Raw genomic sequence first — 25,594 nt, 5'->3', positions numbered from 1 at the left:
GTCATAGCGAGCGCAGCGAAGCAATCCATCTCAGCACAAGCGGACGCATGGATTGCCTCGTCGCTATCGCTCCTCGCAATGACGTAACATCAACCTTCAGTCTAGGGTCGAGATGCTCTGGCAATCAGGCCTAAATGCGCTACCCTCCGCGCATGAAACTCGGCTTCGAAGAATCCCAATTGGCCTACACTAGCGGCACGCAGAAGGCGCGTGCATGGACCGAAGCATGGGTCAGCGCTTGGGCGTATTGCCCGCACTGCGGCCATACGAAGATGTCGCAATTTCCGAATAACAGCCCGCTCGCCGATTTCCTCTGCGGATCGTGCAGCGAGGAATTCGAACTGAAAAGCCAGAAGGGCAAGTTCGGCGCGAAGGTCGCCGACGGCGCATACAAGACAAAATGCGAACGGCTGGCGGCCAGCAACAATCCGAATTTGCTGCTGATGAACTACGATGCCAGATCATTTTCCGTCGTCAATCTCCTGATCGTACCGAAGCACTTCTTCGTCCGCGAGATTATCGAAGAGCGGAAGCCTCTTGCCGCTACGGCCAGACGGGCTGGCTGGATAGGATCGAATATCATCCTGTCTCGCGTACCCGAATCCGGCAAGATTCATATCGTGAAGGATGGCGTCATTCGTCCGAAGGACACCGTCCTCGAAGAATGGCAAAAGACCCTCTTCCTCAGAAACGAATCTCCGGAAACGCGCGGCTGGTTGCTGGATGTGATGAAGTGCGTGGAGTCGCTTGGCAAGCGAGACTTCACGCTTGATGAGGTCTACGCTTTCGAACGGCACCTCGGCGATCTCTACCCCGGCAACCAGAACGTCAGGCCGAAGATTCGGCAGCAGCTTCAATATCTGCGCGACCGCGGGTTTATTGAATTCGTTTCGCGCGGGAATTATCGTCTGCGGTATTAGGGAAGTCGGCCCATGGCGTGGTTTCTGAATCACTACAGATGCGACCGTTGCAGACGTCGATGGGCCGATGAATGGTCCTGCATGTGCGACGACACATGCCCGCATTGTGGCGCGCGGGATATGACACCCTATGAAAGCGAGGAACTGACCACGCTTACTGAGCAAGAGGGCAAGGAGTTCGTCGTCCTGTGGTCGCCGGAAACAGCGGAACACGATCCGGACTATCGCGAACTTGGCCGCTTTCCGACCCGAGAGAAGGCGTTGGAGTTTCTGGCCGCCGACCAATGACGCTTTGTCATTCCGGGATGGTCCGAAGGACCAGACCCGGAATCTCGAGATTCCGGGTTCGAGCTTTGCTCGCCCCGGAATGACGGGTGGAGAAAGCCAACTAGCAACGCCTACTGGAGGCCACCACTACCGATTGCGCTGCTGGCCGGGCAAATCAGGCATGGCTTGGTCCAGTCTTGCCCGCAAAAATAAACCGCTTCGCAATTACCCCAAATCACGCCTACAACTTCCGCCATCCCGCACCCGCTAGAGGGGCGTATCGCGATCGTCACGGACGTTGGGCGCGGGAGGCGATGGACGCGGCAGCGTCGGGCGCGCACGTGGTCGCAGGGCGGGCTTTGGCCTGTGAGCGAAAAGAACGGCGCGCAGACGACCGGCGCTTAAACGCTTCGACCAGAACTTCGGTTTGGCAGCATACGGGCCGATCGAAACATTCTGGTCGAGGAAGCCGCGGACGGCAAAGCCGTGTGGTCCTGGCACCCGTTGCTGGTGTCAAGCTGGCGGAGATTGATCTGACACAACCGGGTCTCGATCGATCGTCAATCCGTCAGCGACGGAGGCCAGAGGAATTCGGCTCCGGGGAGAGCGCGGTATAAGCCGTAAAACCATTGCGCAGGGAAGGCCGGGTGTTCCGGCGCACCTGCAGTCCGCCGTGTGCATTTTTGCGCACGACTGCGGGTGTTTGGGCACCCGGCTTTCCCTGCGCCCTCTTCGATTTCGAGGGCATCGCCGATCGCATGACTTCGGGCGCTTCGCGCCGCGAGAGCGTGGAGGCGTGTCTTGTGGGATCACCTTCACGGGTGACGGCTGTTTGAAATTTCGAAATCGAGCGCGGCACACTGATTGTCGTCCCTGCGAACGCAGGGACCCATACCGCGTGATCTCTCGATAGGGCAGCTTGGAAGACGCCTTTCGTAAAACTTCTGCCGGTGGTTATGGGTCCCTGCTTTCGCAGGGACGACATCGAGAATGCAGCAGGGATCGGCCCTTACCCCGACCGCCGGTGGCTGGTGTTCTGCGTCAGATTGCCGTGCGCGGCCTGTTCGCGGATGTTGTTCTTCTCGTCGTCGCGATGGCCCTTGGTGGTATCGAGCGGCACTTGGGGCGCGCTGCCGGGGCCCTTGGGGCTCCGATTGTCCGGGGGAATCGGAGGCGCGGTCTTTGTCATCATGGTCTCCGTTATCAACGGAAAAGGACAACGCTGGCCTTGGCGAAATCGTTCCGCGGGGAGCGGCGGCGCAATCCATGCCTCCGCTTGTGGCGCTATGGGTAGCGGTTTCCGCCTTCGCCAAGGCTTCGGCGGACAAGTCGCGTTGCTCGCGATGACGGCTGCTAGCGGCTTCGCGTTAGCGCGCCACGCTCGCGCAGCATTGCCAGTACCGCGTTCAGATCCGGCACCACTGCCGCGCATCGCGCGCGCGACTCCTCAGTCGGCGTCACCATGTCGGGCACCATGATGGTAATCGCGCCCGCGGCATGCGCGGCGGCCACGCCGTGGTTGGAATCCTCCACGGCCACGCAAGCCTCCGGCTTCAGGCCGAACCGCGACGCCGCGAGCAGATACAGATCCGGACTCGGCTTGCCGCGGGCGACGTCGTCGCAGGTCAACAGCGTTTCGAAACGGTGGCGGATGCCGGCGAGCTTGAGATGCGCATTCGCCGTGCGCAGCGACGAGGAGGTGACGATCGCCATCGGACATTCCGCCGCCCGCAGCGCATCCAAAAGTTCGATCGCGCCGCTCTTCAGCGGCAGGCCTGCGCCGAGAATGTCATTGCGGTTGCTGACGAAGGCACGGCTGACTTCCGCAAGCGGAAAGCCATCCCCGTAGCGCGCATGCAGCAGGGCCTCGCACTCCGGACCGGGCAGGCCGACCATCGCCTGGCACAGCGTTACGGCGTCGTCAGTGTAGCCATGCGCGGTGAGCGCTGCGACCAGGCTGTCGAAATAGACCCGCTCGGTGTCGAGCAGCGTGCCGTCCATGTCGAGCAGGACGGCGCCGACGTTCCACTTCCCGCTCACGCCGCACCCGCGCGCTGGCCGGCGAGTTTGCGCAGGCAGTCCGGGCAGAGACAATCGCTGCCGTCCACCGGCATCGGCAGGCGGAACCTCTCGTCGTTGCACCAGCAGGGGCCGGACAGGTTGCAGCCGAATTCGTTGCCGCAGCCTGCGCAGGCGAGGCGGCGCGAGGGCGCATTTTGCAAACGATCTGTCATTAACGAGGCTGAATCCTGACGCGGAATTAATCCCGGGTTCACACTGAGGCGCGTTATACTTCGCCACTATACGCCTGGAAAATTCTAAGGGAAATCCGATGGCTCGCGATTCGCAAGCAGCCCTCGTTGCGCTCAATCGCTTCGGCTTCGGCGCGCGCGGCGGAGCATCCGGCGATGTTCTCGACGCCGCGTCCGATCCGCGCGGTTTCGTCAAGGCGGAACTCGGCCGTCCCAATCGCGTGCTGCTCGAAGTGCCGGGGCTGCAGTCGACGCCCGCGCTCGGCAAGGCAGTGTTCGACTATCAGTTCGAAATCCAGCAGGCGCGCGAGGCCGCCAAATCGGCCGCGCCGCCGGCGGCAGGCGAAGGCGCATCGCCGCGGCTGGAGGCCAAGGGCCAGCGGCGAAACCTGTCGCTCAACGGCATCGCCATGGAGATGGCGCCCAAGGAGTCACCCAGGGAGCCACAGGCCAAGCCGGCGGAGAATCCCGGCGCAATGGCACCGGCGGAAGCGATGCAGCCCAATGCGCCAAAGCCTGCGCCACAACCGCTCAACATCATCCAGAAAACCTTTCGCGCCGAGGCGCTGGCGCGGCTGCAGCGCGCCGTCATCGCCGATGGCGGATTTGCCGAGCGGCTTGTCGTGTTCTGGTCGAATCATTTCTGCATTTCCGCCAACAAGGGCGGGCCGGCGCGGATGTGGGCCGGCTCGTTCGAGCGCGAGGCGATTCGGCCGCATGTGCTCGGACGCTTCGCCGACATGCTGAAGGCGGTCGAGCAGCATCCGGCGATGCTGTTCTTCCTCGACAACCAGCAATCGCTGGGCCCGGATTCCCGCGCCGGGAAAAACCGCAACCGCGGACTGAACGAAAATCTCGCGCGCGAGATACTCGAGTTGCATACGCTCGGCGTCGGCGGCGGCTATTCGCAGGATGACGTGACGTCGCTGGCGAACGTCATCACGGGCTGGACCTATGCGGGAAGGTTGGGCCAGCTCGGCGCGCCCGGCACCTTCGTGTTCAATGCCAATGCGCACCAGCCGGGCGCGCAGCGGGTGATGGGCAAGGTCTACGATGCCGGAGGCGTGGCGCAGGGCGAGGCGGTGCTGGCGGATATCGCGCGGCATCCCTCGACGGCGAAGTTCATCGCGGGAAAATTCGCGCGCCATTTCGTATCAGACGATCCGCCGGCCGCGCTGGTGGCGCGGCTCGCCGATGTCTTCACGAAAACCGGCGGCGATCTAAAGGCGCTGGCGCTGGCGCTGGTCGATTCCGACGAGGCCTGGAGCGCGCCGCTCAGCAAGATCCGCTCGCCTTACGAATTTCTCGTCGCGGCCGGCCGGCTGCTGGCGCAGGTTCCGAACAATCCCAACCTCTATCTCGCCGGCCTGAGGGCGCTCGGTCAGCCATTATGGTCGCCGGCCGGGCCGAACGGTTTTCCCGATAGCAACGCGGCATGGCTGGCGCCGGAGGGCATGAAACTGCGCCTCGATATCTCTACCCAGATTGCATCAAGGCTCGCCGAGGGCGTCGATCCGCGCGACCTGCTCGAGCTCGCAGCCGCCGACACCGCGTCAGTGGAAACGCGGCGGACCGTCGAGCGCGCGGAATCGCGGCAGCAGGCGCTGGCGCTGTTGTTGATGTCGCCGGAATTCCAGAGGAGATGACGTCCATGGAAACGAGGATGGGTTGCTGTGAAGACATGCGATCATTGCCGACGACGCGGCGTGCCTTGCTGCTCGGCGGCGCCTCCTTTGCGGCGTGGGCCTACCTGCCGAAGTTCGCGCGCGCAGCCGACGGCCGCGATCCGCGGCTGGTGCTCGTGATCCTGCGCGGCGCGCTCGACGGGCTCGCCACCATCGCTCCAACAGCCGATCCTGACTACGCCGGCCTGCACGGCGCAATCGCGCTGTCGACGAGCGGGCCGAACGCGGCGCTGCCGCTCGACAATTTCTTCTCGCTGCATCCGGCGATGCCGGAATTTTCGCGGATGTATCGCGAGAAGAAGGCCGCGGTGATCCACGCGGTGGCGACGCCCTATCGCGACCGCTCGCATTTCGACGGGCAGGACGTGCTCGAGAGCGGCTTTGCCGGCCCCGGCCGGGTACAGTCCGGCTGGCTCAACCGCGCGCTGGAAGGCCTGCCGAAGGGCGAGCGGGTGGCGAGCGGGCTCGCAGTCGGCCCGATCACGCCGCTGGTGCTGCGCGGCGCGGCGCCGACCGTCGGCTGGGCGCCGCTCGCGTTGCCGCAGGCCAGCGAGGACACCGCGATGCGGTTGCTCGACCTCTATCAGCACCGCGACGCCGCGCTGGGCTCGGCGCTGAAGCAGGGCATCGCGTTCGACAAGGCCGCGCAGGGCGACGACATGAAACCAAAGCCCGGCACCGGCGGCGTGGCCGCAATGCGGCTGGCGGCGCGCGGCGCGGCCCGATTGATGGCGGCCGACAATGGCCCGCGGATCGGCGCGCTCGCCTTCGACGGCTGGGACACCCATGCCAATGAAGGCGGCCCGATCGGCCGGCTGGCGCAACTGCTCGGTGGGCTCGACGGCGCACTCGCCGAATTCGAAACTGCGCTGGGACCGCGCTGGCGCGACACGGTGATCGTGGTCGCCACCGAGTTCGGCCGCACCGCGCGCATCAACGGCACGCAAGGCACGGATCACGGCACCGGCACGGTCGCGCTGCTCGCCGGCGGCGCGGTGAACGGCGGGCGGGTGATCGCGGACTGGCCGGGGCTGAAGCCGGCGAGCCTCCATCAGGGCCGCGACCTCGCGCCGACCACCGATCTGCGCGCGGTGATGAAAGGCGTGCTGAAGGATCAGTTCGGGCTGGCCGAGAAGGTGTTGGCGGAGAGCGTGTTCCCGGAGAGCGCCAAGGTGAAGCCGATGCACGGGCTGGTTGCTTAATCTCTTCTCGGCCCTGGAAGAATGCCGTCATTCCGGGCCTGCGCCTTCGGCGCATCCCGGAATGACGAGACCTACTTCGTAATCCGATCCACCTCCGCCATTTCCTCCGCGCTCAGCGTCCAGCCGATCGCTTTCACGTTCTGCTCGACCTGTTCGACGCGGGTGGCGCCGGCGATGACGCTGGCGACTTGCGGGCGCTGGGCCAGCCAGGAGAAGGCGAGTTCGAGCATGGTGTGGCCGCACTCCATCGCGAACGCCTGGAGTTTCTCGACGATGTCCTCGTTGCGCGCGGTGACGTAGCGGTCCTTCAGCGCCGGCGCCTTGGCGAAGCGGGTGTCGGCGGGGGCATTAGTGCCGCGCTTGTACTTGCCGGTAAGGAGGCCGCTCGCCAGCGGGAAGAATGGCAGCAGGCCGAGCTTGTATTCCTGCGCCGCCGGCAGCAAATCCTTCTCGATGCCGCGCACCACGAGGCTGTATTCATCCTGACAGGAGACGAAGCGGTTGACGTTCATCTGCCGCGCCATCATTTCGGCTTCCGCGATGCGCCAGGCCGGGAAGTTCGAATTGCCGATGTAGCGGACCTTGCCTTGGCGCACGAGATCGTCGAGCGCGCGCAGCGTCTCTTCCATCGGCGTCAGGGGATCGTATTCATGCTGCTGGTAGAGATCGATGTAGTCGGTCTTCAGCCGCTTCAGGCTGGCCTCGACCGCGGACATGATGTAGCGGCGCGAGGCGCCCTGCCTGGTGCCGTCGGCCGCCATCGGTTTCGCGTATTTCGTCGCCAGCACGATATCCTTGCGGCGATCGCCGAGCACGGTGCCGAGCACGGTCTCGGAGCCGCCCATGCCTGCATAGATGTCGGCGGTGTCGAACAGGGTGATGCCGAGGTCGATCGCCTTGTGGATGACCTTGCGCGAGGTCTCCAGATCGGTGCGCTGGCCGAAATTGTTGCAGCCGAGGCCGACGGCGGAGACACGCAGGCCGGAGCCGCCGAGGTTGCGAATTTGCATGGATCGATCCTGTGGGAAGAGCGGGAGGAGGGCGCATTGTGGCGCGCACGGCTTCGGCCCGCAAGAAAAGCGGACCAGCGCCCGCGCTTGGCAGCCATGCGGCGCAAAAAGATGCGGCCCCGGTCAGACGCGGCGACTGACGGGGACCGCTGGGGCGCGTGATCTGAGACGGGGGGCCTGATCAGACGCAGGGGCAGGCTAGCTGCGCTTTGTTACGCGCGAGTGACAGCAGAACTTATCCACAGGCCGGCCGAAAGCCATGCCTCAGAGCATCTTTCGGTACACGACGAAGCCGGAGCGGTCTGCCACCTTGTCGTAGAGCTGCATCGCGGTGTGGTTGGTCTCGTGCGTATGCCAATAGACGCGGGAACATCCTGCGCGCCTGGCCTGCTCGTATACGCCATCGATGAGAGCACGGCCGACGCCCTTGCCGCGCGCTGCCGTCTTGGTGAAGAGGTCCTGCAGATAGCAGTTCGGCTCGATCATGGTCGTAGAGCGGTGAAACAGATAATGCGTCAGGCCGAGCAGTTCTCCGCCGCTCTCGGCCACCAGCGCATGCATCGGCTCATAAGCATCGAAGAAGCGCGCCCATGTCATCGCCGTGATCTCGGGCGCCAGCGCGGTCGCGCCCGAACGGCCATAGAAGGCGTTGTAGCCGTCCCATAGCGGAAGCCATTGCGCGTAGTCCTGGCGGGTGACGAAGCGGATGGTGAGATCGCCGGGCATGCGCGATTCCGTTTTGGTTGAGAGATGGCGCGTCAGGGACGCCGGAAGGAGGGATGTCTGTTGATTATTACAGATGTGACAGGAGACGATCAACTTGTCGCTTCGCTACTCCGCGGCGCCGAGGTGCTTCGCGAGGCTGCGATGGCTGCCGCGCAGCGCGCGATAATACTCCGTGCTGCCGGGATCGTCGGTGTGGCGAACGAGGTCGGTGACCGGCGTGTAGCTCAGCATGCGTCCGCCGTCGGGAAGCGCCGTGCAGGTGAAGCGCAGCACCTGTCCATCCGCGAGATCGAGGTTGATCGGCGTGGAATCGCCCGTTCGTATCATCTCGGTGCGCTTGGCGATGAAGGCGCTCAACTCGTCCTCCGGCAGTTGCCAGGCGCCGGTGTCGCGGCCGTGATACATCAGCGCAATGAAGGGCGGCTTGCTGTCGGCCTGCTCGTCGGACAGCTTGAAATAATCGCGGAACGCGCGGCTGATGAATTCGGCGCGGGTGGCGGAATCGAGCAGCACGATGCCGATATCGACCTGATCGAGCGCGGCCGACAGGCGGTCCGCGGTAGCGTGATGCTTCTTCTCCCATGCGAACGCATCGACCCATCTTTTCCGCAACAAGCCTGTGATCAGCGCAGTGCCGCCGGCAGTCGCCGCCAGCAGCAGCATGCGCGCCAGGTCGGACATGTCGTAACCGGGCGTAGCGCGATGGTTGAGGAAGAACAGCGCTGACGACGCCACCGCTATGATGGCGCTGGCCATGCCGGAGACGATGCCGCTGATGGAAGCGGCAAAGGCGACGATGCAGACGAATAGCGGCGCGGGATTGGGGACTGCAACGAAGTGTCGGTCGACAACGAAGGCGATCATCGCCGTCGCTGCCGTGAGAGCCGGACCGGAGATTGCGCGCCAGTCTAACTGCATGCCCGTTCTCGCTACTTGCCGGGAATAAGACGCAAGCATGCCTGATTGTTGCGATTGTGCACACCTTTCTGCCGCCAGTCCTAAGAGAGCGTTGCGCGCATGCGTAAGACTTTCGCATTTTTGAAATCAAATGATATCGAGTTAAGGAACGTGGTACCGCCCCCGACCATTGAGCTGCTCGACATTTTTGCAAGAGGACATCGATGCCCACTGTTTCGCCGACGCTGCTGCCGATCCTGATGCTGTTTGCCTCCAACATCTTCATGACCTTTGCCTGGTACGGCCATCTGAAATTCAAGGAAAGCCCATTGCCAATGGTCGTGCTGGCAAGCTGGGGGATCGCCTTCGTCGAATACTGGCTGGCAGTGCCGGCCAACCGCTGGGGCAGCGCGGTGTACTCGGCGGCGCAGCTCAAGACCATGCAGGAGGTGATCACGCTGGTGGTGTTCGCCTGCTTCTCGGTGCTCTATCTGAAGGAGCCGCTAGGGTGGAATCACGCACTCGGCTTTCTCCTCATCGCCGCGGGTGCGTTTCTGATCTTCCACAAATGGTGAGCGCTTTTGTTCAGATCGTCGTCATTTCACGGCCGGCGCCACCCGCAATACCCGTCCGTTCGAACTATCTGTGAGCAGCCACAGTGCGCCGTCCGGCCCCTGACGCACGTCCCTGATACGCTCGTGCAGGTTCTGCAGCAGGCGTTCCTCCGACGTCACCGCGTTGCCGTTCAGCGTTAGCCGCACCAGCATCGCGCCGCGCAGCGCGCCGGTAAACAGGCTGCCGTTCCATTTCGGAAACAGCTTTCCGGTGTAGAAGGCCATGCCTGACGGCGCGATCGACGGCACCCAATATTTGACCGGCTGCTCCATGCCGTCCTTCGCCGTGCTCTCGTGGATTTTCGCGCCGGAATAATCGATGCCGTAGCCGATCACCGGCCAGCCGTAATTCTTGCCCTTGCCGACGACATTGACCTCGTCGCCGCCGCGCGGTCCGTGCTCGATTTCCCAGGGCTCGCCGCTCGCCGGATTGATTGCGAGCGCCTGCACGTTGCGGTGCCCGTAACTCCAAATTTCCGGCTTGGCATCACTGCGGCCGGCGAACGGATTGCCTGGGGGCACCGAACCGTCGGGCGCGATCCGGATCAGCTTGCCGAGATGATTGCCGAGATTCTGCGCCTGGTCGCGATGGGTGAAGTGATCGCCGAGCGCCACGAACAGATTGCCGTCGTCGGTCTGCGCGATGCGGCAGCCATAGTGATTGCCTGACGATAGCGGGCCCTGCTGGCGGAAGATGATCTTGACCTCGTCGAGACGGCCATTGTCGTCGCTCAGTTTCGCGCGCGCGGCCGTGGTGCGGCCGCCACCCGCGGTCCGTTCGGCGTAACAGAAATAGATGGTCCGGTTCTGTGCAAAGGATTTGTCGGTGACGACATCGTGCAGGCCGCCCTGGCCTGAGGCCCACACGTCAGGCAGTCCCTTGAGCGGCGGCGAGACCTGGCCCTCCGCGCTGACGAGGCGCATGCGGCCGGGACGCTCGGTCACCAGCATCGTTCCATTGGGCAGGAATGCCAGCGCCCACGGATTGACGAGGCCCCTCGCAATGGTGCGAACCTCGAGTTCGCCCGCCGACGAGTCGAACGCCGGCTCTTCGCCGCGCGTGCCGGTGGCGATCAGGAAGGAGACGGCGAGCAGGATCGCTACCGTCAAGGCGACGGTAACTAGGCCGACGGGTGTCTTCATTTTTGTCTACATCGCGATGCTGATCATCGCGCTTCGCTAGTCCAATGATGCAAACAAAAAGGCTGGACCTGTCACGGAATGGGCATCGCGACGGTGGCCTTGATCGATAGCACCGTCAGGGTGACCACGAGGCAAAGCGATAGTGTGCCGATCGCAAGCGAGGTGGCGATGGCACCAAGCAACCGGGAAGAAGCGACGGGCGCGCGGCTGCTCTCGAAGCCGACCGCGCCGGGTGACCGCATCATAGCCTAAATCCTTGTAACGCGGGACGAATCACCCGCGACTCACGACGTCAGGAAAATCTTGCAACGATCACCGGCAACATTGCGGCGATCGGAGGCTGAAAATGGCGGAATCGCGGCAAAGGTTAACGTTATGCCCGCTATTGTTAACTTTTGGCGGGGTGCTCGCGCGAAAGTGAGAAGGGCGAGGGTGGCTATGCACCGGCGGCGATGCCGGCCTGGTCGTCGACCTCGGTCTCCGGCCGCCAGTCCATCGTCACGAAACCGGGGGTCTGTTCGACCCGCCGCAGCCACGCGCGGATGGCAGGGAAGGTCGCGAGGTCGTAGTCGCAGCGCTCGGCGACGTGGGTGTAGCCGTACAGTGCGATATCGGCGACCGTGAGTTGTCCGGCCGCGAAATAGGCGCGGGTCTTGAGATGGTTTTCCATCACCTGAAGCGCGGCATAGCCGCGCTCCATCCAGTCCTCAAGCGCATGGGTCTGCAGGTCGCGGCCACCCTTGACCAGCGACAGCCAGAAATAAGCGGCGCCGATATTAGGCTCCAGCGCGTGCTGTTCGAAGAACATCCATTGCAGCGCTTCGGCGCGCTCGACCCGCGACTCCGGCGCCAGCGACGTGCCGCCGCAGACATACCAGAGAATGGCGTTGGACTCAGCGAGGTAGCGTCCTTCGGCGACCTCCAACAGCGGCACCTGTCCGCTCGGATTCTTCTCCAGAAACTCCGGCGTGCGGCTTTCGCCACGGAGAATGTCGATTTCGATCGCCTCATAGGGCGCGTTGAGCAGCGCCAGCGCAAGGCGGACCTTGTAGCTGTTGCCGGAGCGCTGCATCGAATAGAGCTTGTACATCGTCCTGGATTTCACCCCGATCGAGGAAGCACGCACGCCGCAGTTGCGCGCCCGCGCTGTCAGCGGTTCGCACCGCAACGCGGCTAAACAATGATGCCGATATCACTGCGCCGCAAGTCCAGCGGAATGGAAAAAGTCGAAAACCTCTGCCGCACTGCACACGTGCAGAATGATTCCATCAACACGCCGGAACAACAAAGATCACGCTTGCGCGACGCGAGTCGCACCAAGCGCATGGCTCGCACGGTCGAGGGCCGCGCGCCGCAATACGAGCGCATAGAAGGCCAGCTCCACGAAGAGCCCTAAGGGTATGTAGCTGACGCCGGCGATGCTGCGCGACAAGAGCGGCACGATCCAGGCCGCGGCGAGCAGGCTGATCTCGAAATCGCGAAAGCCGTTGTTCAGCCCGTGCCGCGCAAAGAATGCGATCGCGACCGCGAGCACCACGAGGTCGTAATCGAGCACATAGGGTGTTGCGAGCAGGCTGCCCAGCGCCAGCGCGGCCGCCTTGAGCTCGAAGGCGGCATCGCTGTGCCACAGCCAGGCGAGGCTGGAGGCGAGCAAGGCGAACAACGAGGCCTGCGCCGCATAGGCTGTCGGCACGTTCGCTCCCCATGCGCGGACTGCCGAGAAGATCGACTGGATTTTCTGCCAGCCGGTGCCGCCCTGTTCGAGTATGACGGTCTGCGTGAAATTCAGTGAATCGGCAAAGGCATGCCAGATGCCGCTGCCGAGCATCGCGAAGCTTACCATGACCAGCGCGACGACGGTGGCGGTCGCGGCACCGATGGTGCGCCAGCGCCCGCCCGCCAGAAGCGCGATCGGAATCAGCACGCCAAATTGCGGCTTGTAGGCGAGCAAGCCGATCAGCATGCCGGCAAGCCATGGCCGCCGGTCGAGCCAGTGCAGCGCGCCGCCGAGCAGGGCTGCGGTGAGAAATCCATTCTGACCATGGCCGACATTGACGAGCACGGCGGGGAAGGCGGCGGCGACCAGCAACGTTTCCTGACGCGGCAGGATGGCGCGGATCGTTGCGAGATAGGCGGCAAAACTGGCGACCAGCCAGAGCGCCAGTCCCCCGGCATAGGGAAGGGCGGCGACCAGAACGGCGATCGCAAAGAAGAACGGCGGATAGTGCCAGCCATAGAACGGCACGTCGCGGCCATCGAACACCGCTATCTCTGCCGCGTGCTGGAGCGCGGGCGTATAGGCGTCCGCGGCGCGGCCCTGCCAGGTCAGCGATCCTGCCGCATAGACGTTCGAAAAATCGGTTCCGATCGGCTGGCCCGTGCGGTCAATGAGGCCGTCGGAAACAGCGATCCACCCGGCGAAGATCAGGACCGAGAGGCCGAGCAGGATCAGGCTGTAGGCGCGCATGCGCGAAGCCGTCAGCCACTCGCCGGATCGCAACCCTTGCCAGATATGAGTCATTTCACCGCGGAATTTTTACGATTATTGCGCCGACATTGCTCCGACCGTACCGAGCCAGCTTTAACGTTCCCTAAAGTTCGCCGTTATTTGGCCAAGCTTCTTGCGATGCAGCGCCCTGCGCCTTAGGGTGCGGCGTTCCCATCAAAAAGAGTCGTGAATTTCAGAAGTCACGACGTTTGCCAGGAGATGATGATGCCCTTCCTGTCTGCCTCGCTCGCCCGTGTGAAGCCGTCCGCGACCATCGCGGTCACGGACAAAGCGCGCGCGCTGAAAGCGGCGGGCCGCAACGTCATCGGCCTCGGCGCCGGCGAGCCGGACTTCGACACGCCCGCCAACATCAAGCTGGCGGCGATCCGCGCCATCGAGGCCGGCAAGACCAAGTACACCGATGTCGGCGGCATTCCCGAGCTGAAGGAAGCCATCATCAACAAGTTCCAGCGCGAGAACGGCCTGACCTACAAGCCGAACCAGATCATCGTCGGCACCGGCGGCAAGCAGGTGCTCTACAATGCGCTGATGGCAACCCTCAATCCCGGCGACGAGGTGATCATCCCGGCGCCATACTGGGTCAGCTATCCGGAAATGGTCGCGCTGGCCGGCGGCGAGTCGGTCCCCGTCGTCTGCCCGGCGTCGAGCGGCTTCAAGCTGCGGCCCGAGGATCTGGAAAAGGCGATCACGCCGAAGACCAAATGGATCATCCTGTGCTCGCCGTCGAACCCGACCGGTGCCGCGTACACGCGCGCCGAACTCAAGGCGATCACCGACGTGCTGGTGAAGCATCCGCATGTCTGGGTGATGACCGACGACATGTACGAGCACCTGGTCTATGACGACTTCCAGTTTGCCACGCCTGCGCAGGTTGAGCCGAAACTCTACGAGCGCACGCTGACGGTGAACGGCGTGTCGAAGGCCTATTGCATGACCGGCTGGCGCATCGGTTACGCCGGCGGTCCGGCCGACCTGATCAAGGCGATGGCGACCATTCAGTCGCAATCGACCTCGAACCCGTCGTCGATCGCGCAGTGGGCGTCCGTCGAAGCGCTGAACGGTCCGCAGGACTTCATCCCGGTGCATAACAAGATGTTCAAGGAGCGCCGCGACCTCGTGGTCTCGATGCTGAATCAGGCCAAGGGCATCGAGTGCCCGCGGCCGGAAGGCGCGTTCTACGTCTATCCGTCCTGCGCCGGCACCATCGGCAAGACCTCGCCTTCGGGCAAGGTGATTGCCAATGACGAGGATTTTGTCACCGAGCTCCTCGAGAGCGAAGGCGTCGCCGTCGTGCAGGGCTCCGCGTTCGGCCTCGGCCCGGCGTTCCGCATCTCCTACGCGACCAAGACCTCCGATCTCGAAGACGCCTGCAAGCGCATCCAACGCTTCTGCGGCAATTTGCGATAAGAAGCGTTTTCGCGGCACACGACCGTTCCGCCGTTGATGCGGGACGGGTCGCGGTTCGCAACAAGCAATCGCGTCAAAAGGACGGCCGTCAAATCACATCGCGCGTGAACTAACACACGCAATGTTTTGACGGCTTCTTGATGAAGCGCCATGTTTTCGACACGGCGGTTCCATCCTGTCCGCTCCGCTAAATTTGTTCATCAACATGCGGAGACTTGGACACATGCGACTCCTGACATTGACACTCGCCGCGGCGGCACTGATCGCGCCGATCGCAAGCGCCGACGCGGCGCCGCCGGTTCGCGCCGGCATCCTGCAATGCCAGGGCGGCCAGAATGTCGGCTTCGTGGTCGGTTCGGTGACGAGCCTCGAATGCGTGTTCCGCAGCGAAGGCCGCCGGCCTGAACCCTACATCGCCACCGTGCAGCGCATCGGCCTCGACCTCGGTGTCACCGAGCAGACCCAGTTGTCTTGGGCGGTCAGTGCGCCGAACAGCCGGCTCGGGCGCGGCGAACTCGCCGGCAGCTATGGCGGCGTCGGCGCCAATGCATCGATCGGCGTCGGCGGCGGCGGCAACTTCCTGGTGGGGGGTCCGGCGAATGCCTATGCGCTGCAGCCGATCAGCCTGCAAGGCCAGACCGGACTGAACGTCGCCGCCGGCATCGCCGGCCTCGAGCTGCAGCCGGTGCAGTTCGGCCCGCGCCGGCACCATCGCCGGCATCACCGCCGCGGTTGAGGATGACGTTAAGGAAAAGGCCCGCGCAAGCGGGCCTTTTTGTTACTCGCTTCGTTCAGCGCGGTTGGCTTACGCGGCCCGAATGAAGGTGATCCGGCCCGCCTCGCCGCGTTTGCGATGCGGCTTCAAGGTAATCTCTACATCCTGATTGAAGGCGGTAAGCATCCGCATCAGCTTTTCCACGGAAACCAGCCGTAACTGGCCACGCAGCAGCTTCGACAGGTCGGGCTGTTTCATTCCTATCAGCTTGGCCGCCGCGATCTGGGTCAGATCACGTTCGGCGATCAGTCGTTTCAACTGCACCACCAGTGCTGCCTTGAGCAGATGCTCCTCTGCATTGGGTAGACCAAGGTCAGCGAAGATATTGCCGCTGCCGATTTCGTGGGCGGGTAGTCTCTTTGCGCTCATCATCGAACTCCCCTGGTTGCTTTGTGAATGGCTTCGGCGTCGCGTAGGCGTTGGCGTATCAGATCCATGTGCCGTTGAGGGGTGGCTATTCCTCTGGTTGATTTTTTCTGGAACGCATGCAGGACGTATAAGACGCCCTCGAGACGTATTGTGTAGACGGCGCGATAGGTATCGCCATCAGGACCCCGCTAAAACCCTTCAATGGCTTGGCGTTGTGCGGATGCTCCCCGATCTGCGCTTCAAAAAGGGCTTGCCCGATCCCGCCGCGGACAGCCGCCGGAAATCCTTGCGAGTCCTTTCGGCTGGAGCCCACGAAAACCGCAGGTTTGATAGCGCGGAGCAAATCCTTCACGCCACTATGGTCAAGTGCTTCCAGTCGGCGCTGCGCAGCATCGAACTACAGCGTCGAGAATCTCGTCAGCCCCGGTATGACGAGCGAATGGAGACGGCTGGCTTCAGCTTTCGCTGTTCTGGCATGACCTGTGATGTTGTGGCATAGAACGGCGAGCGCCGCGGGCACGGCGCGCCGATTTCCATTCTTTGCTCGCATCGCTTTCTTTCCGGAGCTTACTTCATGCGTCGTTCTCTCATTCTTGCCGCTGCCGCGCTCGCCACGCTGGCTTCGTCGATCGGCGGCGCCGGCGCACAGCAGCAGCGCGTGCAGGTCGGCGTGCTGGAGTGTCGCGGCGGCGCCAGCGTCGGTTTCGTCGTCGGTTCCGTCACTCACCTCGGATGCGTGCTGCGCGCAGAAGGGATGCCGGAAGATCGCTATGTCGCCACCATCCGCAAAGTCGGACTCGATCTCGGCATCACCCAGGAATCGGCACTGGCCTGGGGCGTGTTCGCACCCGTCGCGCGGCTCGGGCCGGGCGGCCTTTCCGGCGATTATGTCGGCGCGCAAGGCAGCGCGACGCTTGGCGTCGGCGTCGGCGGCAACGTGCTGGTCGGCGGCTCCGCGAACTCGATCGCGCTGCAGCCGCTCAGCCTGCAAGGCCAGGTCGGCGTCAGCATCGCCGCCGGATTGGAAAGTCTGGAGCTGCGGCCGGGAAGGTAGCGAAGGCCGTGATCGACAACAATGCCGTCAAGCCTGACGTGCCGTTTCGTAAAGCGGGCGTTTCAGCAGCGGCACGAAGCCAACGAGCCAGATCGCGAAAGCGAACGACCAGAGACAGCCGCTCAAGACATAGTGCTTGCCCAGGAGAAACGTACCGATCCCGATTTCAGGCAGCACCCGGACGAGACCGGCAGCTATCATCGCGATGACCGCCGCATGCGCCTGCCAGGGCAGATGAAGCGCCCGGCCGGTGTGGCGGAGCCCCGCGATGATGAACACGCTCAACACGGCGAGGCCGAGGCTGGCGACCGACAACACGTGAAACCCAGTTGTGGCAACGAGCGGAGATCCCAGGCCCGCCAGGCCGATCAACAGAAACCCGACACCTGCGAAGAGATTGGCGCCGGCAAGCGCAAGCACATGCGTCCGAAAAACGGCGGCGCCGACGAACCATTCGGCCAGGCGGTCGAAAAAGGCCGCTGCGGCGGCAAGCGCGAGATACGCCGGCACGGTCGAAGCCGGAGCGGCGAGCGCCGCCACGGCGTAGAGTGCGACCAGTCCGGCCGTCAGGTTCTGCCGGCCGGGATGCGGCCGGTACGGCGTGGTTTCGCCACTCGGGTCGAGCGCAAGATTGATGATCGCGACGTTGATGCGGGCGATGGCAAGCGAGAAGAACACCACGAACACCATCAAAGCGGCATGAAGCAATCGCGCGGCGACATCAGTCATGCCGGCCATCCACGCGACGCGCACCCCGAGCTCGATGACCCAGAACAGGCCTGTCCACACGGCAAAGGACGCATGCCGCGTGCTGCCACGGTCGATCAGGGCCTTGACGACGTACCAGAACAGCAATCCCAGGAACGCAAGATCGGTAACCGCCGCCACGGCAACGAGTGCGTCGAGTCCGACAAATCCGATCACCCGTCCCGGCAGCCACAGCCATAGTAGCGCAAGAAGCGCGCGGCCCTGGCGCGGGCGCGTGTCGGTCCATTCCGGCACCGCGGAGGTGAGGAAGCCCGCAAGGGCCGCACCGTAGGTACCGAAGATCATTTCATGGGCGTGCCACTGGCTCACGGGAATATCATGTGCAAACGGCAGCGCGAAGACGAACAGCGCAACCCATACCAGCGGCGACAGTATCGCATGGCACGCCGCAACGGGGAAAAAGAGACGCAGACCTTCTATAAGCCACGGATTGGAAGCGGTTGGTCCGGGTTCGGATAAACAGCGGGACGTCACCGGATGCGCTCCCGCTCGCCGTCGAACAACGCGTGAAACGCCGGATCGCGCGACCACGTCTCGACCATCTCGAAGACAATGCGGTCGTTGCGCTCGCCCGGCTTGCCTTCGATGACACGGCTTGCCGCCAGCCCCTCGACGCTGCCGGAAAGCACGACAAGCCGATGCGCGACGCGGACCGCTTCCGCAAGATCGTGCGTTACGAACAGCGCCGAGAAATGCTCGCGTGCCGCAGCTTCGATCACGAGGTCCTGCAGCGCCCGCTTGAGTCCGACGTCGACAGCCGTGAATGGTTCATCGAAGAACACGACGTCGGGGTCGACTGCAAGTGCGCGAGCGACGGCGACGCGCTGCCGCATGCCGCCGGAGAGCTCCACCGGAAACTTGTCGAGATCTTCCGGATGCAGGCCGACTTCGCGCGCGCGGCGCTCCGCAACCTCGACACGCGCGGTCGCTGAGGCTCCAATCGCGCACAGGCCATAGGCAATGTTGTCGCGCGCGGTCATCCACGGCAGCAGCCGCGGTTCCTGGAACACCACGGCATGGCGCCGATAGGCGCGACGCACCCGGCCGCGCAACGGATCGATCAGGCCAGCCGCGATCTGTAGCACCGTGGTCTTGCCGCAACCCGATGGCCCGATCAGGGCAACGACCTCGCCTTCTACAAGCGAGAGGTCGAGCTTCTCGAACACGGGACGACCGAGAAAGGCGTGTCCGACGCTTTCGAGCGCGAGCTTCATCGCTTCACACCCCATGGCAGGCCGGCCTCGCGCCAGCGCTCAAGCCGATCGCGCAGGGGATGCAGGAACACATATTCCGTAATCAGCGCGAAGGCGACGACGGCGACAATCAGGGCCATTACTCTTGGGATGTCGAACAGCGCACGCGCCGTTGCCAGTTCGCCGCCGATTCCTCCGGAATTGGAGAGAAGCTCGGCCATTACAGTCACTTTCCACGCCGTCCCCGCCGTCGTGGTCCATGCCGGGAACAGATAGGAGATCAGATGAGGCGCGGTAACGGTGCGAAAGCGCATCCAGATTCCGGCACCGAACGATCGGGCCATGGCGTCAAGCGCGCGGTCGCGCGTCGCGACGCCTTCGAGCCCGCCGGCAAATGAGATCGGAAGCGCGGCAACGACGACGGTCATGACGGCGGAAGCACCGGTCGATCCGAACCAGATCAGCGCCAGCACGATCCACGCGATCGGCGGCACGCCGAGGATCACGGTGACGATCGGGCGCATCAGTCGCATCGCCGCGAAGGAATAGCCCGCTATTGCACCGGCCGTGGTGCCGATGCCGACCGCCAGGACGAAGCCCGCGAGCGAACGCTCGGCCGTCTCCCTGGCAACCTTGGCAAAGGAAGGCTCGCGAACGATGACGGAGATCGCCTGCAACGTTTCCAACGGCGAGGGCAAGACAAAGGAGCCGTAGAATTCATGGCCGGCCTGCCATGCCGCGGCCAGACAGAACAGACCGGCTACGCCGGCCCAACCCGACCAGACGTATCGGCCTGCCCATCCCGCCAGTGCAAGGCCACGCGGCACCAGCTTCACAACGCGTAGAACCGGTCATCCGGCTGTTTGCCGCCGATGATGCGCGGATCGTCCTTTGCAAGAAGGTCGAACAGGCTTGTGAGGTCTGCGCGCGCGGCGGAGGCGGTGCGCACGACCAGCCTGCTGAAGGGGATTGATTTCTCGACCGTGGCAGCCGGGAGATCGAGCGCAGCGGCCGACGCTGACGCCGCCGCCGCCGGGTTTTTGGTCACCGCCTGCAGCGCCTGTTCCAGCGCGGCGTGCAGCGCTGCAACGCCGGATGCACCGATCTCGGTCGCAAATCGGTCGGTGATCGCCAGCCCGGCCTGGGCGATCGTGCTCGTTCCGGCAACACTCGGCCATGCCTTCTGGCAATCGACGGCGCGCTCGAGATTCTTCCAGAACGTCGAAGCCTTGGCGATCACCGCGCTGCTGGCGGGTTCGCTGAGCAGCGCGGCATCAACGCGTCCCATCATGAGCATCTGGACCGCCTCCAGCGGCGTGCCCGAATACTCGATGGTCAGATCGGACGTCTTCATGTCGGCGGCGGCAAGCAGGCGGCGGAAAATGTAGTCCGGCATGTCGTTGCGGAACGGCACGGCTATCCGTTTGTCCCTGAGGCCGGCGATGCCGTTGACGGTTCCGGCAGGAGCCACGACGAACAGGAGACCGTCGGTCAACACGTTGACGAGCCGCAGGCCGATGCCTCGATTGTGGAGATTGGCGGCGACATAGGTCGGAACGACGGTCGCCGCCATCGATCCGGAACTGATGCCCGCGCGCATCTCGTCCGGCGTCTTCCACACCTTGAACGTGGCTTCCGGCACGATCGGCTTCAGCAGGCCGCTGTCGATGGCTTGCGCAAGAATGACCGAAGGGGTCGCCGGCGGTCCCCAGAAGGTTACCGGCTCCGCTGCTCGCACAATGCGCGGCGCAGCAAGTACCGCCAGCGGCAGGCCCGCCATCAGTGCGCGACGGTTCAGCATGATGATCTCCTCAATGATGCAAGCGGCGTGCGCCGTCGCCTGCGCTAGAATCTTGCCTTCATGCCGGCGTAGAATCCGCGCCCGTCGCCGGGCAGAAAGGCCGCCTGATCCGGACGCGCCTGGTCGACGATCAGCGTCGACGATGCGTAGGTTTCGTTGAACAGGTTGGTGATCTCGCCGAACACCGAGAAGGTCTTGTTGATCTTGTATTCGGTCCGCAGGTCGACGACGACGTAAGGGTCGGCGTACAGCGTGTTCATGTTGTCGACGGGCGTCCTTTCGGGATTCCAGCGCACGGCCCCTTGAAGTCGCCAGCTTTCCGTCGCCTGAAACTGCAGCATTGCGTTAACCAGGTGACGAGGCGCGCCCGCAAGGCGATTGTTGCCGCGCAACGGATCGTTGTCGAAGCGGAAATCCTGATAGGTGTAGGCAACGCGACCCGAAAGCCGCTCCGTCAGTCTGGCGCCGAAGCCCAGTTCGATTCCGAAATGCGTGGTCTTGTCGGCATTGATTGCTCCGAGCGATGCGCCGGTCGCATCACGCAGACTGAGCAATTCGTTGTCGACCCAGGAGTAGTAGGTCACCGCGTCCCAGGAAAATCTGTCCGTTCGGCCTCGCCAGCCGGCCTCGACCGTCGTTGCGGTCTGGGCCTTGAGGTCGGGCGTCGTGAACGCCGCGGCTGCGAGGAACGGATTGCCCGGTGCCGGCCGGCCGGGACTCGAGTTAGGCGTGCCATTCACGGTGGCGAGAAGATCGTCATGGGTCGGCGGCTCGAAACTGCGGCTCACCGCGGCAAAGACGGTGCTGATATTGTCGGGCCGGTATGACAGCGCGAGACTTGGACTCCACCCCTCATAAGCGCGCGAGTAGCTCGTGCTCTGCGTCGGCACCGCGCCGTTAGGCAACAGCATCGTGGGATTGGCTGGATTGTAGGCGATGGTCGGACGTGTCGCGAGCCTGTAGGTATCGTCATTGTCGCGCGTTGCGTGGGCATAGGAGATGGCCGGTGAAAGCGTGAAGGCCGGCCAGATCGGAATATTGAGTCCGGAGTAGAGCGCAAGCGTGGTGGCATCGAGCTCGCTTTGTCCGAATTTCGCACCGGTCGATCCGGCCTGATTGATGTAATTCTCGCGGCTTGCAGAGCCCGTGGTGAACTGTGCCGTGGTCTCCAGCAGTGGCAGAACGGCAGCGCCGGGATTATAGGCGTACCGCATCACCCCGGTGAGATCACCGCCCTCCGTCGTCCGGATGCCCGATGAGATCGGAAACCGGAACATGTCATCGGTATGGGTGTATCCAATCGCGACGTCGACCAGGTGGGCATCGAAAGTCGCCGTGGTTCTCGACCCGGCGAGGAACTGGCTTGCTTCGCGCCGGGGCTTGTCGCGCAGCACATTGGGGCCCGGGTTGATGGCCACGCCGCCGACGACGCTCGGTCCACCATGGACCTGACGCGGATCGGCATACATCGCGCTCTTGGTCAGCGGTCCCGCCACGTCGAAGCCAAGATCGGTATAGCCGGCGAAAAACCGCGTGCTCACATTCTCCGAGTGCTTGACGCCCACATTGCCGCTGATGGCGACGCGCTCGGAGCTGTTGTAGTCGCGAAAGCCGTCGCGACGGCTCGCATCGAATTGAATGAGGCCATCGAAATTTTCCTTTTTGAAGCCGGCCTGACCGGCGCTCCCGATCTGGCCGAAGCTTCCGCCGCTCACCGTGATCTGAGCGCCCGGCTGGGTCGAGCCGGTCGGCGAGACGAAATTGAGCGCACCGCCGAGCACGGTCGCGCCGAGGCGATTGGCCATGTAACCGCGATAGACCTCGATGGATTCGGCGAGTTGCGGGTTCGCGAAGCCCACAATGTAGGAACCGTCGGCGCGGTTGATCGGCAGGCCGTTCTGCAGCACCAGAATTCCGCGCTCCACCGGATTCTGCTGAAGGCCCGAGCCGCGAATTTGAATCCGCGGTTGATCGTTCCCGCCGAAGAAGTCCTGGACCACGACGCCCGGAACGCCGCTCAATGCTTTCGACACGGTGGGATTCGCCGTGACGGGGAAATCCTGGCGGTCGACGAGGGCCACGCCGCCGGCGAGAGCGTCAAAACGCGCGCGCACCGGCGTGGCGGCGTCCGCAGCAGCCGTAACCGCTGCGCTCTCGCGGCTCGGCAATGGGTCCGCGCGGCGCGGCCCCGTCGTTCGTCCGCGCGCGACCGCCGGCGCGGAGCGTCGCGGGGCCTCCACCGTGACCGGGTCCAGCGCAACCGCCGCGCCCGGGCTGGCCGATTGCGCAAAGCAAGACTGGCCCGCCGCAGTCGACAGCAACAATGCCGACGCGGTTCGCGACAACAATTTTGTGCCTCGTGTCCCGCACGAAGGCAAAAGGCACGACGGTGCCGCCGAAATCAACATACTTCTCCTGGTCACGAACAATTCCTTTGCCCAAGCAAACAGTGTCACGTCTGCCCAGGCCGTCACCGAGGCGACGCCCTGGGCAGCTCATGAGTTTTGAGGTGATCTGGATGGCAATCGGGCTGTCTTGATCGCCGGCAAACTGGAGGCGTGTGACCCGGTGCTCTTTGCGCTGGCGCAAACAGCGACTGGGTCAACATTACTTTCGTTCTAAAGATCTCCCACGGTGACGGTGGCGCACTCAGACGGGCGCTGGCCATCGTGGCGACTGTTGGGGGCGGGATGCGGGTAGACGCAGCAGCGCCTCCGGACTGGGCGGAACTTCCCGCACCGCTCGGTTGGAGGCCAGATCGCGCTGCTGCGCCTCGTCGTACCACGTCGCACCGCAGCGACGTTTTCCCGCTTGCCAAATCGTTGCGACAGGCGGAGCATCAGAGGTCGCCGACCCAATCACGGGCCGAGCTCCAAAACAGGGAGGCGGCAATGGGACAAGACGTCAGAAGTCCCCAAGGTCCACGGTGCATTGCGCTGGTGGGCCCTTTCCAAAGCGGTAAAACCACACTTCTAGAAGCAATACTGGCGCGAACGGGCGCCATTAAAAGTGCCGGCAGCGTCGATGCCGGAACTTCCGTCGGCGATGCCAGCCCCGAAGCGCGCCATCACAAGATGGGCGTGGCCTTGAGCGCCGCCACCACCACCTTCATGGGCGACAGTTACACCTTTATCGATTGTCCAGGCTCGGTCGAGTTCGCGCATGACATGCGCGCCGCGTTGCCCGCGGTCGATGCCGCGGTCGTGGTCTGCGAGGCGGACGAGAAGAAGCTGCCGCAACTGCAGATCATCCTGCGCGAGCTGGAAGATCTCGGCATTCCGCGTTTCCTGTTTTTGAACAAGATCGACCGCGCCAACAAGCGCATCCGCGAAACGCTGGCAACCCTGCAGCCGGCCTCGCGCGTGCCGCTGGTGCTGCGGCAGATTCCGATCTGGAACGGCGATTTGATCGAAGGCTTTGTCGATCTCGCCCTGGAACGCGCCTTCGTCTATCGCGAGCACAAGCCTTCCGAAGTGATCGCGCTGCAAGGCGGCGATCTCGACCGCGAGAAGGAAGCGCGCTTCTCGATGCTTGAAAAGCTCGCCGATCATGACGACGCGTTGATGGAGCAGTTGCTGGAGGACATCCAGCCGCCGCGCGATGCGGTGTTCGACGATCTCGCCCGCGAATTGCGCGAAGGGCTGATCTGCCCGGTGCTGCTGGGCGCCGCGAGCCGCGAGAACGGCGTGCTGCGGCTGATGAAGGCGCTGCGCCATGAATCGCCGGGCGTTGTTGAAACCGCGAAACGCCTCGGCGCATCGTCGCAAAAGGAGGCGCTGGCCTATGTGTTCAAGACGCTGCATCTGCAGCACGGCGGCAAGCTGTCGCTGACGCGGCTGCTTGCCGGCCATCTCGATGACGGCGCGACGCTGCAATCCTCCTCCGGCGAAGCCGGGCGGGTGTCCGGCATTCTCGCTGTCAACGGCGCGCACGATACCAAGCGCGCCGCCGCGGAAGCCGGCGAGACCATCGCGCTCGGCAAGCTCGACGCGATCAAGACCGGCGACACGCTGTCCAGCGGCAAGACCGCGCCGGCGGCACTGGTGCAGATCGCGCCGACACCTCCGGTGCTGGCGATGTCGCTATCGGCGGCCGATCGCAAGGACGATGTCAAGCTGGGCCAGGCGCTGCTGCGGCTGAACGAGGAGGATCCGTCGCTGACGATGATCCAGAACCAGCGCACCCACGATATCGTGCTGTGGGGGCAGGGCGAGATGCATCTGCGCGTCGCGCTCGAGCGTCTGCGCGACCGCTTCGGCGTCAACGTCAAATCGCAGCCGCCCGCGATCGGCTATCAGGAGACCATCCGCAAACCGATCACCCAGCGCGGCCGCCACAAGAAGCAATCCGGCGGCCACGGCCAGTTCGGCGACGTGGTGCTGGAAATCAAGCCGATGCCGCGCGGCTCGGGCTTCGAGTTCCACGAAAAGGTGGTCGGCGGCGCGGTGCCGAAAAATTATATCGGCGCGGTAGAAGAGGGCGTGGTCGACGGCCTCGTCAAGGGTCCGCTCGGTTTTCCCGTCATCGATGTCGAGGTCACGCTCATCGACGGCTCCTATCACAGCGTCGACTCGTCCGATCTCGCGTTCCGCACCGCGGCCCGGGTTGGCATGACCGAAGCGCTGCCGCAGTGCCAGCCGGTGCTGCTGGAGCCGATCCACATGGTGGAGATCGTCTGCCCGACGGAGGCGACGGCGAAAATCAACGCCATCCTGTCGGCGCGACGCGGCCAGATTCTCGGCTTCGACACCCGCGAGGGCTGGCCGGCATGGGACTGCGTCCGCGCCACCATGCCGGAGGCGGAGATCGGCGATCTGATCGTGGAGTTGCGCTCGGCCACCGCCGGCGCCGGCGGTTTCACCCGCCAGTTCGACCGCATGGCCGAGGTCACCGGCCGCGCCGCCGACCAGATCATCGCCGCGCATCGCGTCGCGGCGTAGCTGGCCGGCCTGGCCGCCGCAGCTCGGTCTGCGGCGGCGGGTACGCGGCTTGACTCATTTAA

Annotated in this window: 26 protein-coding genes; 9 read left to right on the top strand and 17 right to left on the bottom strand. The window is 64.0% G+C overall.

Annotation, left to right across the window (positions count from 1 at the left end):
- Window positions 1-152 precede the first annotated feature (152 nt).
- A complete protein-coding gene (locus LMTR3_RS02600) occupies window positions 153-920 on the top strand; it encodes a DpnI domain-containing protein (RefSeq protein ID WP_065743525.1) in 768 nt (255 codons plus the stop codon).
- Window positions 921-1,040: 120 nt separating this feature from the next.
- Complete coding sequence (locus LMTR3_RS39035; protein WP_245319710.1) at window positions 1,041-1,208, top strand: hypothetical protein; 168 nt, start codon at window positions 1,041-1,043, stop codon at window positions 1,206-1,208.
- Window positions 1,209-2,196: 988 nt separating this feature from the next.
- On the opposite strand, the gene LMTR3_RS02590 is transcribed toward LMTR3_RS39035, so the two are convergent.
- From LMTR3_RS02590 to LMTR3_RS02580, 3 genes are all read right to left on the bottom strand, one after another.
- On the bottom strand, window positions 2,197-2,376 hold the full coding sequence (locus LMTR3_RS02590) for a hypothetical protein (protein ID WP_176721809.1): 180 nt from the start codon (window positions 2,374-2,376) through the stop codon (window positions 2,197-2,199).
- A gap of 164 nt (window positions 2,377-2,540) precedes the next feature.
- Window positions 2,541-3,227: an HAD family hydrolase gene (locus tag LMTR3_RS02585; protein WP_065743522.1), complete on the bottom strand. Its 687-nt coding sequence runs from the start codon at window positions 3,225-3,227 to the stop codon at window positions 2,541-2,543.
- Entirely contained in the window at window positions 3,224-3,421 is a 198-nt protein-coding gene (locus LMTR3_RS02580; protein WP_065743521.1) for a cysteine-rich CWC family protein, read from the bottom strand. Before LMTR3_RS02580 ends, LMTR3_RS02585 begins: the two co-directional genes overlap by 4 nt.
- 98 nt (window positions 3,422-3,519) lie before the next feature.
- On the opposite strand from LMTR3_RS02580, the gene LMTR3_RS02575 reads away from it, so the two are divergent.
- Both LMTR3_RS02575 and LMTR3_RS02570 read left to right on the top strand, forming a co-directional pair.
- Window positions 3,520-5,085 (top strand): DUF1800 domain-containing protein, encoded by a 1,566-nt coding sequence (locus LMTR3_RS02575; RefSeq protein WP_065743520.1) that lies wholly within the window; start codon window positions 3,520-3,522, stop codon window positions 5,083-5,085.
- Complete coding sequence (locus LMTR3_RS02570; protein WP_502686594.1) at window positions 5,082-6,326, top strand: DUF1501 domain-containing protein; 1,245 nt, start codon at window positions 5,082-5,084, stop codon at window positions 6,324-6,326. The genes LMTR3_RS02575 and LMTR3_RS02570 overlap by 4 nt, the downstream gene beginning before the upstream one ends.
- Before the next feature lie 71 nt (window positions 6,327-6,397).
- Here the strand turns inward: LMTR3_RS02570 and LMTR3_RS02565 are convergent, their stop codons facing one another.
- The 3 genes from LMTR3_RS02565 to LMTR3_RS02555 all read right to left on the bottom strand — a co-directional run bounded on the left by LMTR3_RS02565 (window position 6,398) and on the right by LMTR3_RS02555 (window position 8,980).
- Window positions 6,398-7,336 carry an aldo/keto reductase gene (locus LMTR3_RS02565; protein WP_065743518.1) on the bottom strand — a complete coding sequence of 313 codons (939 nt, stop codon included), beginning with the start codon at window positions 7,334-7,336 and terminating at the stop codon, window positions 6,398-6,400.
- A gap of 264 nt (window positions 7,337-7,600) precedes the next feature.
- Entirely contained in the window at window positions 7,601-8,062 is a 462-nt protein-coding gene (locus LMTR3_RS02560) for a GNAT family N-acetyltransferase (protein ID WP_065743517.1), read from the bottom strand.
- A gap of 105 nt (window positions 8,063-8,167) precedes the next feature.
- The gene (locus LMTR3_RS02555; RefSeq protein ID WP_065743516.1) at window positions 8,168-8,980 is read right to left on the bottom strand and encodes a PAS-domain containing protein; all 813 of its coding nucleotides are present in this window, start codon (window positions 8,978-8,980) and stop codon (window positions 8,168-8,170) included.
- 203 nt (window positions 8,981-9,183) lie between these two features.
- Between LMTR3_RS02555 and LMTR3_RS02550 the strand changes: the two genes are divergently transcribed.
- Window positions 9,184-9,534 carry a DMT family protein gene (locus LMTR3_RS02550; RefSeq protein ID WP_065743515.1) on the top strand — a complete coding sequence of 117 codons (351 nt, stop codon included), beginning with the start codon at window positions 9,184-9,186 and terminating at the stop codon, window positions 9,532-9,534.
- A gap of 21 nt (window positions 9,535-9,555) precedes the next feature.
- On the opposite strand, the gene LMTR3_RS02545 is transcribed toward LMTR3_RS02550, so the two are convergent.
- The 4 genes from LMTR3_RS02545 to LMTR3_RS02535 all read right to left on the bottom strand — a co-directional run bounded on the left by LMTR3_RS02545 (window position 9,556) and on the right by LMTR3_RS02535 (window position 13,237).
- Window positions 9,556-10,716, bottom strand: a complete 1,161-nt coding sequence (locus LMTR3_RS02545; RefSeq protein WP_065743514.1) for a PQQ-dependent sugar dehydrogenase — start codon at window positions 10,714-10,716, stop codon at window positions 9,556-9,558.
- Window positions 10,717-10,787: 71 nt separating this feature from the next.
- Window positions 10,788-10,961 (bottom strand): hypothetical protein, encoded by a 174-nt coding sequence (locus LMTR3_RS38310; protein ID WP_176721808.1) that lies wholly within the window; start codon window positions 10,959-10,961, stop codon window positions 10,788-10,790.
- Window positions 10,962-11,152: 191 nt separating this feature from the next.
- Complete coding sequence (locus tag LMTR3_RS02540; protein WP_065743513.1) at window positions 11,153-11,806, bottom strand: glutathione S-transferase family protein; 654 nt, start codon at window positions 11,804-11,806, stop codon at window positions 11,153-11,155.
- Window positions 11,807-12,007: 201 nt separating this feature from the next.
- Entirely contained in the window at window positions 12,008-13,237 is a 1,230-nt protein-coding gene (locus LMTR3_RS02535; protein WP_065743512.1) for a glycosyltransferase family 87 protein, read from the bottom strand.
- Between the two features lie 192 nt (window positions 13,238-13,429).
- On the opposite strand from LMTR3_RS02535, the gene LMTR3_RS02530 reads away from it, so the two are divergent.
- Window positions 13,430-14,632 (top strand): pyridoxal phosphate-dependent aminotransferase, encoded by a 1,203-nt coding sequence (locus tag LMTR3_RS02530; RefSeq protein WP_057842306.1) that lies wholly within the window; start codon window positions 13,430-13,432, stop codon window positions 14,630-14,632.
- Window positions 14,633-14,855: 223 nt separating this feature from the next.
- Window positions 14,856-15,368 carry a DUF992 domain-containing protein gene (locus LMTR3_RS02525; protein ID WP_065743511.1) on the top strand — a complete coding sequence of 171 codons (513 nt, stop codon included), beginning with the start codon at window positions 14,856-14,858 and terminating at the stop codon, window positions 15,366-15,368.
- 69 nt (window positions 15,369-15,437) lie between these two features.
- On the opposite strand, the gene LMTR3_RS02520 is transcribed toward LMTR3_RS02525, so the two are convergent.
- Both LMTR3_RS02520 and LMTR3_RS40180 read right to left on the bottom strand, forming a co-directional pair.
- Entirely contained in the window at window positions 15,438-15,779 is a 342-nt protein-coding gene (locus tag LMTR3_RS02520) for a helix-turn-helix domain-containing protein (protein WP_176721807.1), read from the bottom strand.
- Complete coding sequence (locus LMTR3_RS40180; RefSeq protein ID WP_502686597.1) at window positions 15,776-15,898, bottom strand: hypothetical protein; 123 nt, start codon at window positions 15,896-15,898, stop codon at window positions 15,776-15,778. Before LMTR3_RS40180 ends, LMTR3_RS02520 begins: the two co-directional genes overlap by 4 nt.
- A gap of 452 nt (window positions 15,899-16,350) precedes the next feature.
- On the opposite strand from LMTR3_RS40180, the gene LMTR3_RS02510 reads away from it, so the two are divergent.
- On the top strand, window positions 16,351-16,830 hold the full coding sequence (locus LMTR3_RS02510; RefSeq protein WP_065743509.1) for a DUF992 domain-containing protein: 480 nt from the start codon (window positions 16,351-16,353) through the stop codon (window positions 16,828-16,830).
- A 27-nt stretch (window positions 16,831-16,857) separates the two neighbouring features.
- Here LMTR3_RS02510 and LMTR3_RS02505 read toward each other — a convergent pair whose 3' ends face one another.
- From LMTR3_RS02505 to LMTR3_RS02485, 5 genes are read right to left on the bottom strand one after another with little or no spacing between them, the layout of a single operon-like run.
- Window positions 16,858-18,072: an NnrS family protein gene (locus LMTR3_RS02505; protein WP_065743508.1), complete on the bottom strand. Its 1,215-nt coding sequence runs from the start codon at window positions 18,070-18,072 to the stop codon at window positions 16,858-16,860.
- The gene (locus LMTR3_RS02500) at window positions 18,069-18,812 is read right to left on the bottom strand and encodes an ABC transporter ATP-binding protein (protein ID WP_065743507.1); all 744 of its coding nucleotides are present in this window, start codon (window positions 18,810-18,812) and stop codon (window positions 18,069-18,071) included. Before LMTR3_RS02500 ends, LMTR3_RS02505 begins: the two co-directional genes overlap by 4 nt.
- Entirely contained in the window at window positions 18,809-19,618 is an 810-nt protein-coding gene (locus LMTR3_RS02495; RefSeq protein WP_065743635.1) for an ABC transporter permease, read from the bottom strand. Before LMTR3_RS02495 ends, LMTR3_RS02500 begins: the two co-directional genes overlap by 4 nt.
- Before the next feature lie 5 nt (window positions 19,619-19,623).
- The gene (locus LMTR3_RS02490) at window positions 19,624-20,592 is read right to left on the bottom strand and encodes an ABC transporter substrate-binding protein (protein ID WP_065743506.1); all 969 of its coding nucleotides are present in this window, start codon (window positions 20,590-20,592) and stop codon (window positions 19,624-19,626) included.
- Window positions 20,593-20,636: 44 nt separating this feature from the next.
- Window positions 20,637-23,000 (bottom strand): TonB-dependent receptor family protein, encoded by a 2,364-nt coding sequence (locus LMTR3_RS02485; RefSeq protein ID WP_065743505.1) that lies wholly within the window; start codon window positions 22,998-23,000, stop codon window positions 20,637-20,639.
- A gap of 483 nt (window positions 23,001-23,483) precedes the next feature.
- Between LMTR3_RS02485 and LMTR3_RS02480 the strand changes: the two genes are divergently transcribed.
- Window positions 23,484-25,532, top strand: coding sequence for an elongation factor G (locus LMTR3_RS02480; RefSeq protein WP_065743504.1), 2,049 nt, complete (start codon window positions 23,484-23,486; stop codon window positions 25,530-25,532).
- Window positions 25,533-25,594: the final 62 nt, after the last annotated feature.

Source organism: Bradyrhizobium sp. LMTR 3, from assembly GCF_001693485.1.
Lineage (GTDB): Bacteria > Pseudomonadota > Alphaproteobacteria > Rhizobiales > Xanthobacteraceae > Bradyrhizobium.
This window is presented reverse-complemented; position numbering and strand designations above follow the sequence as displayed.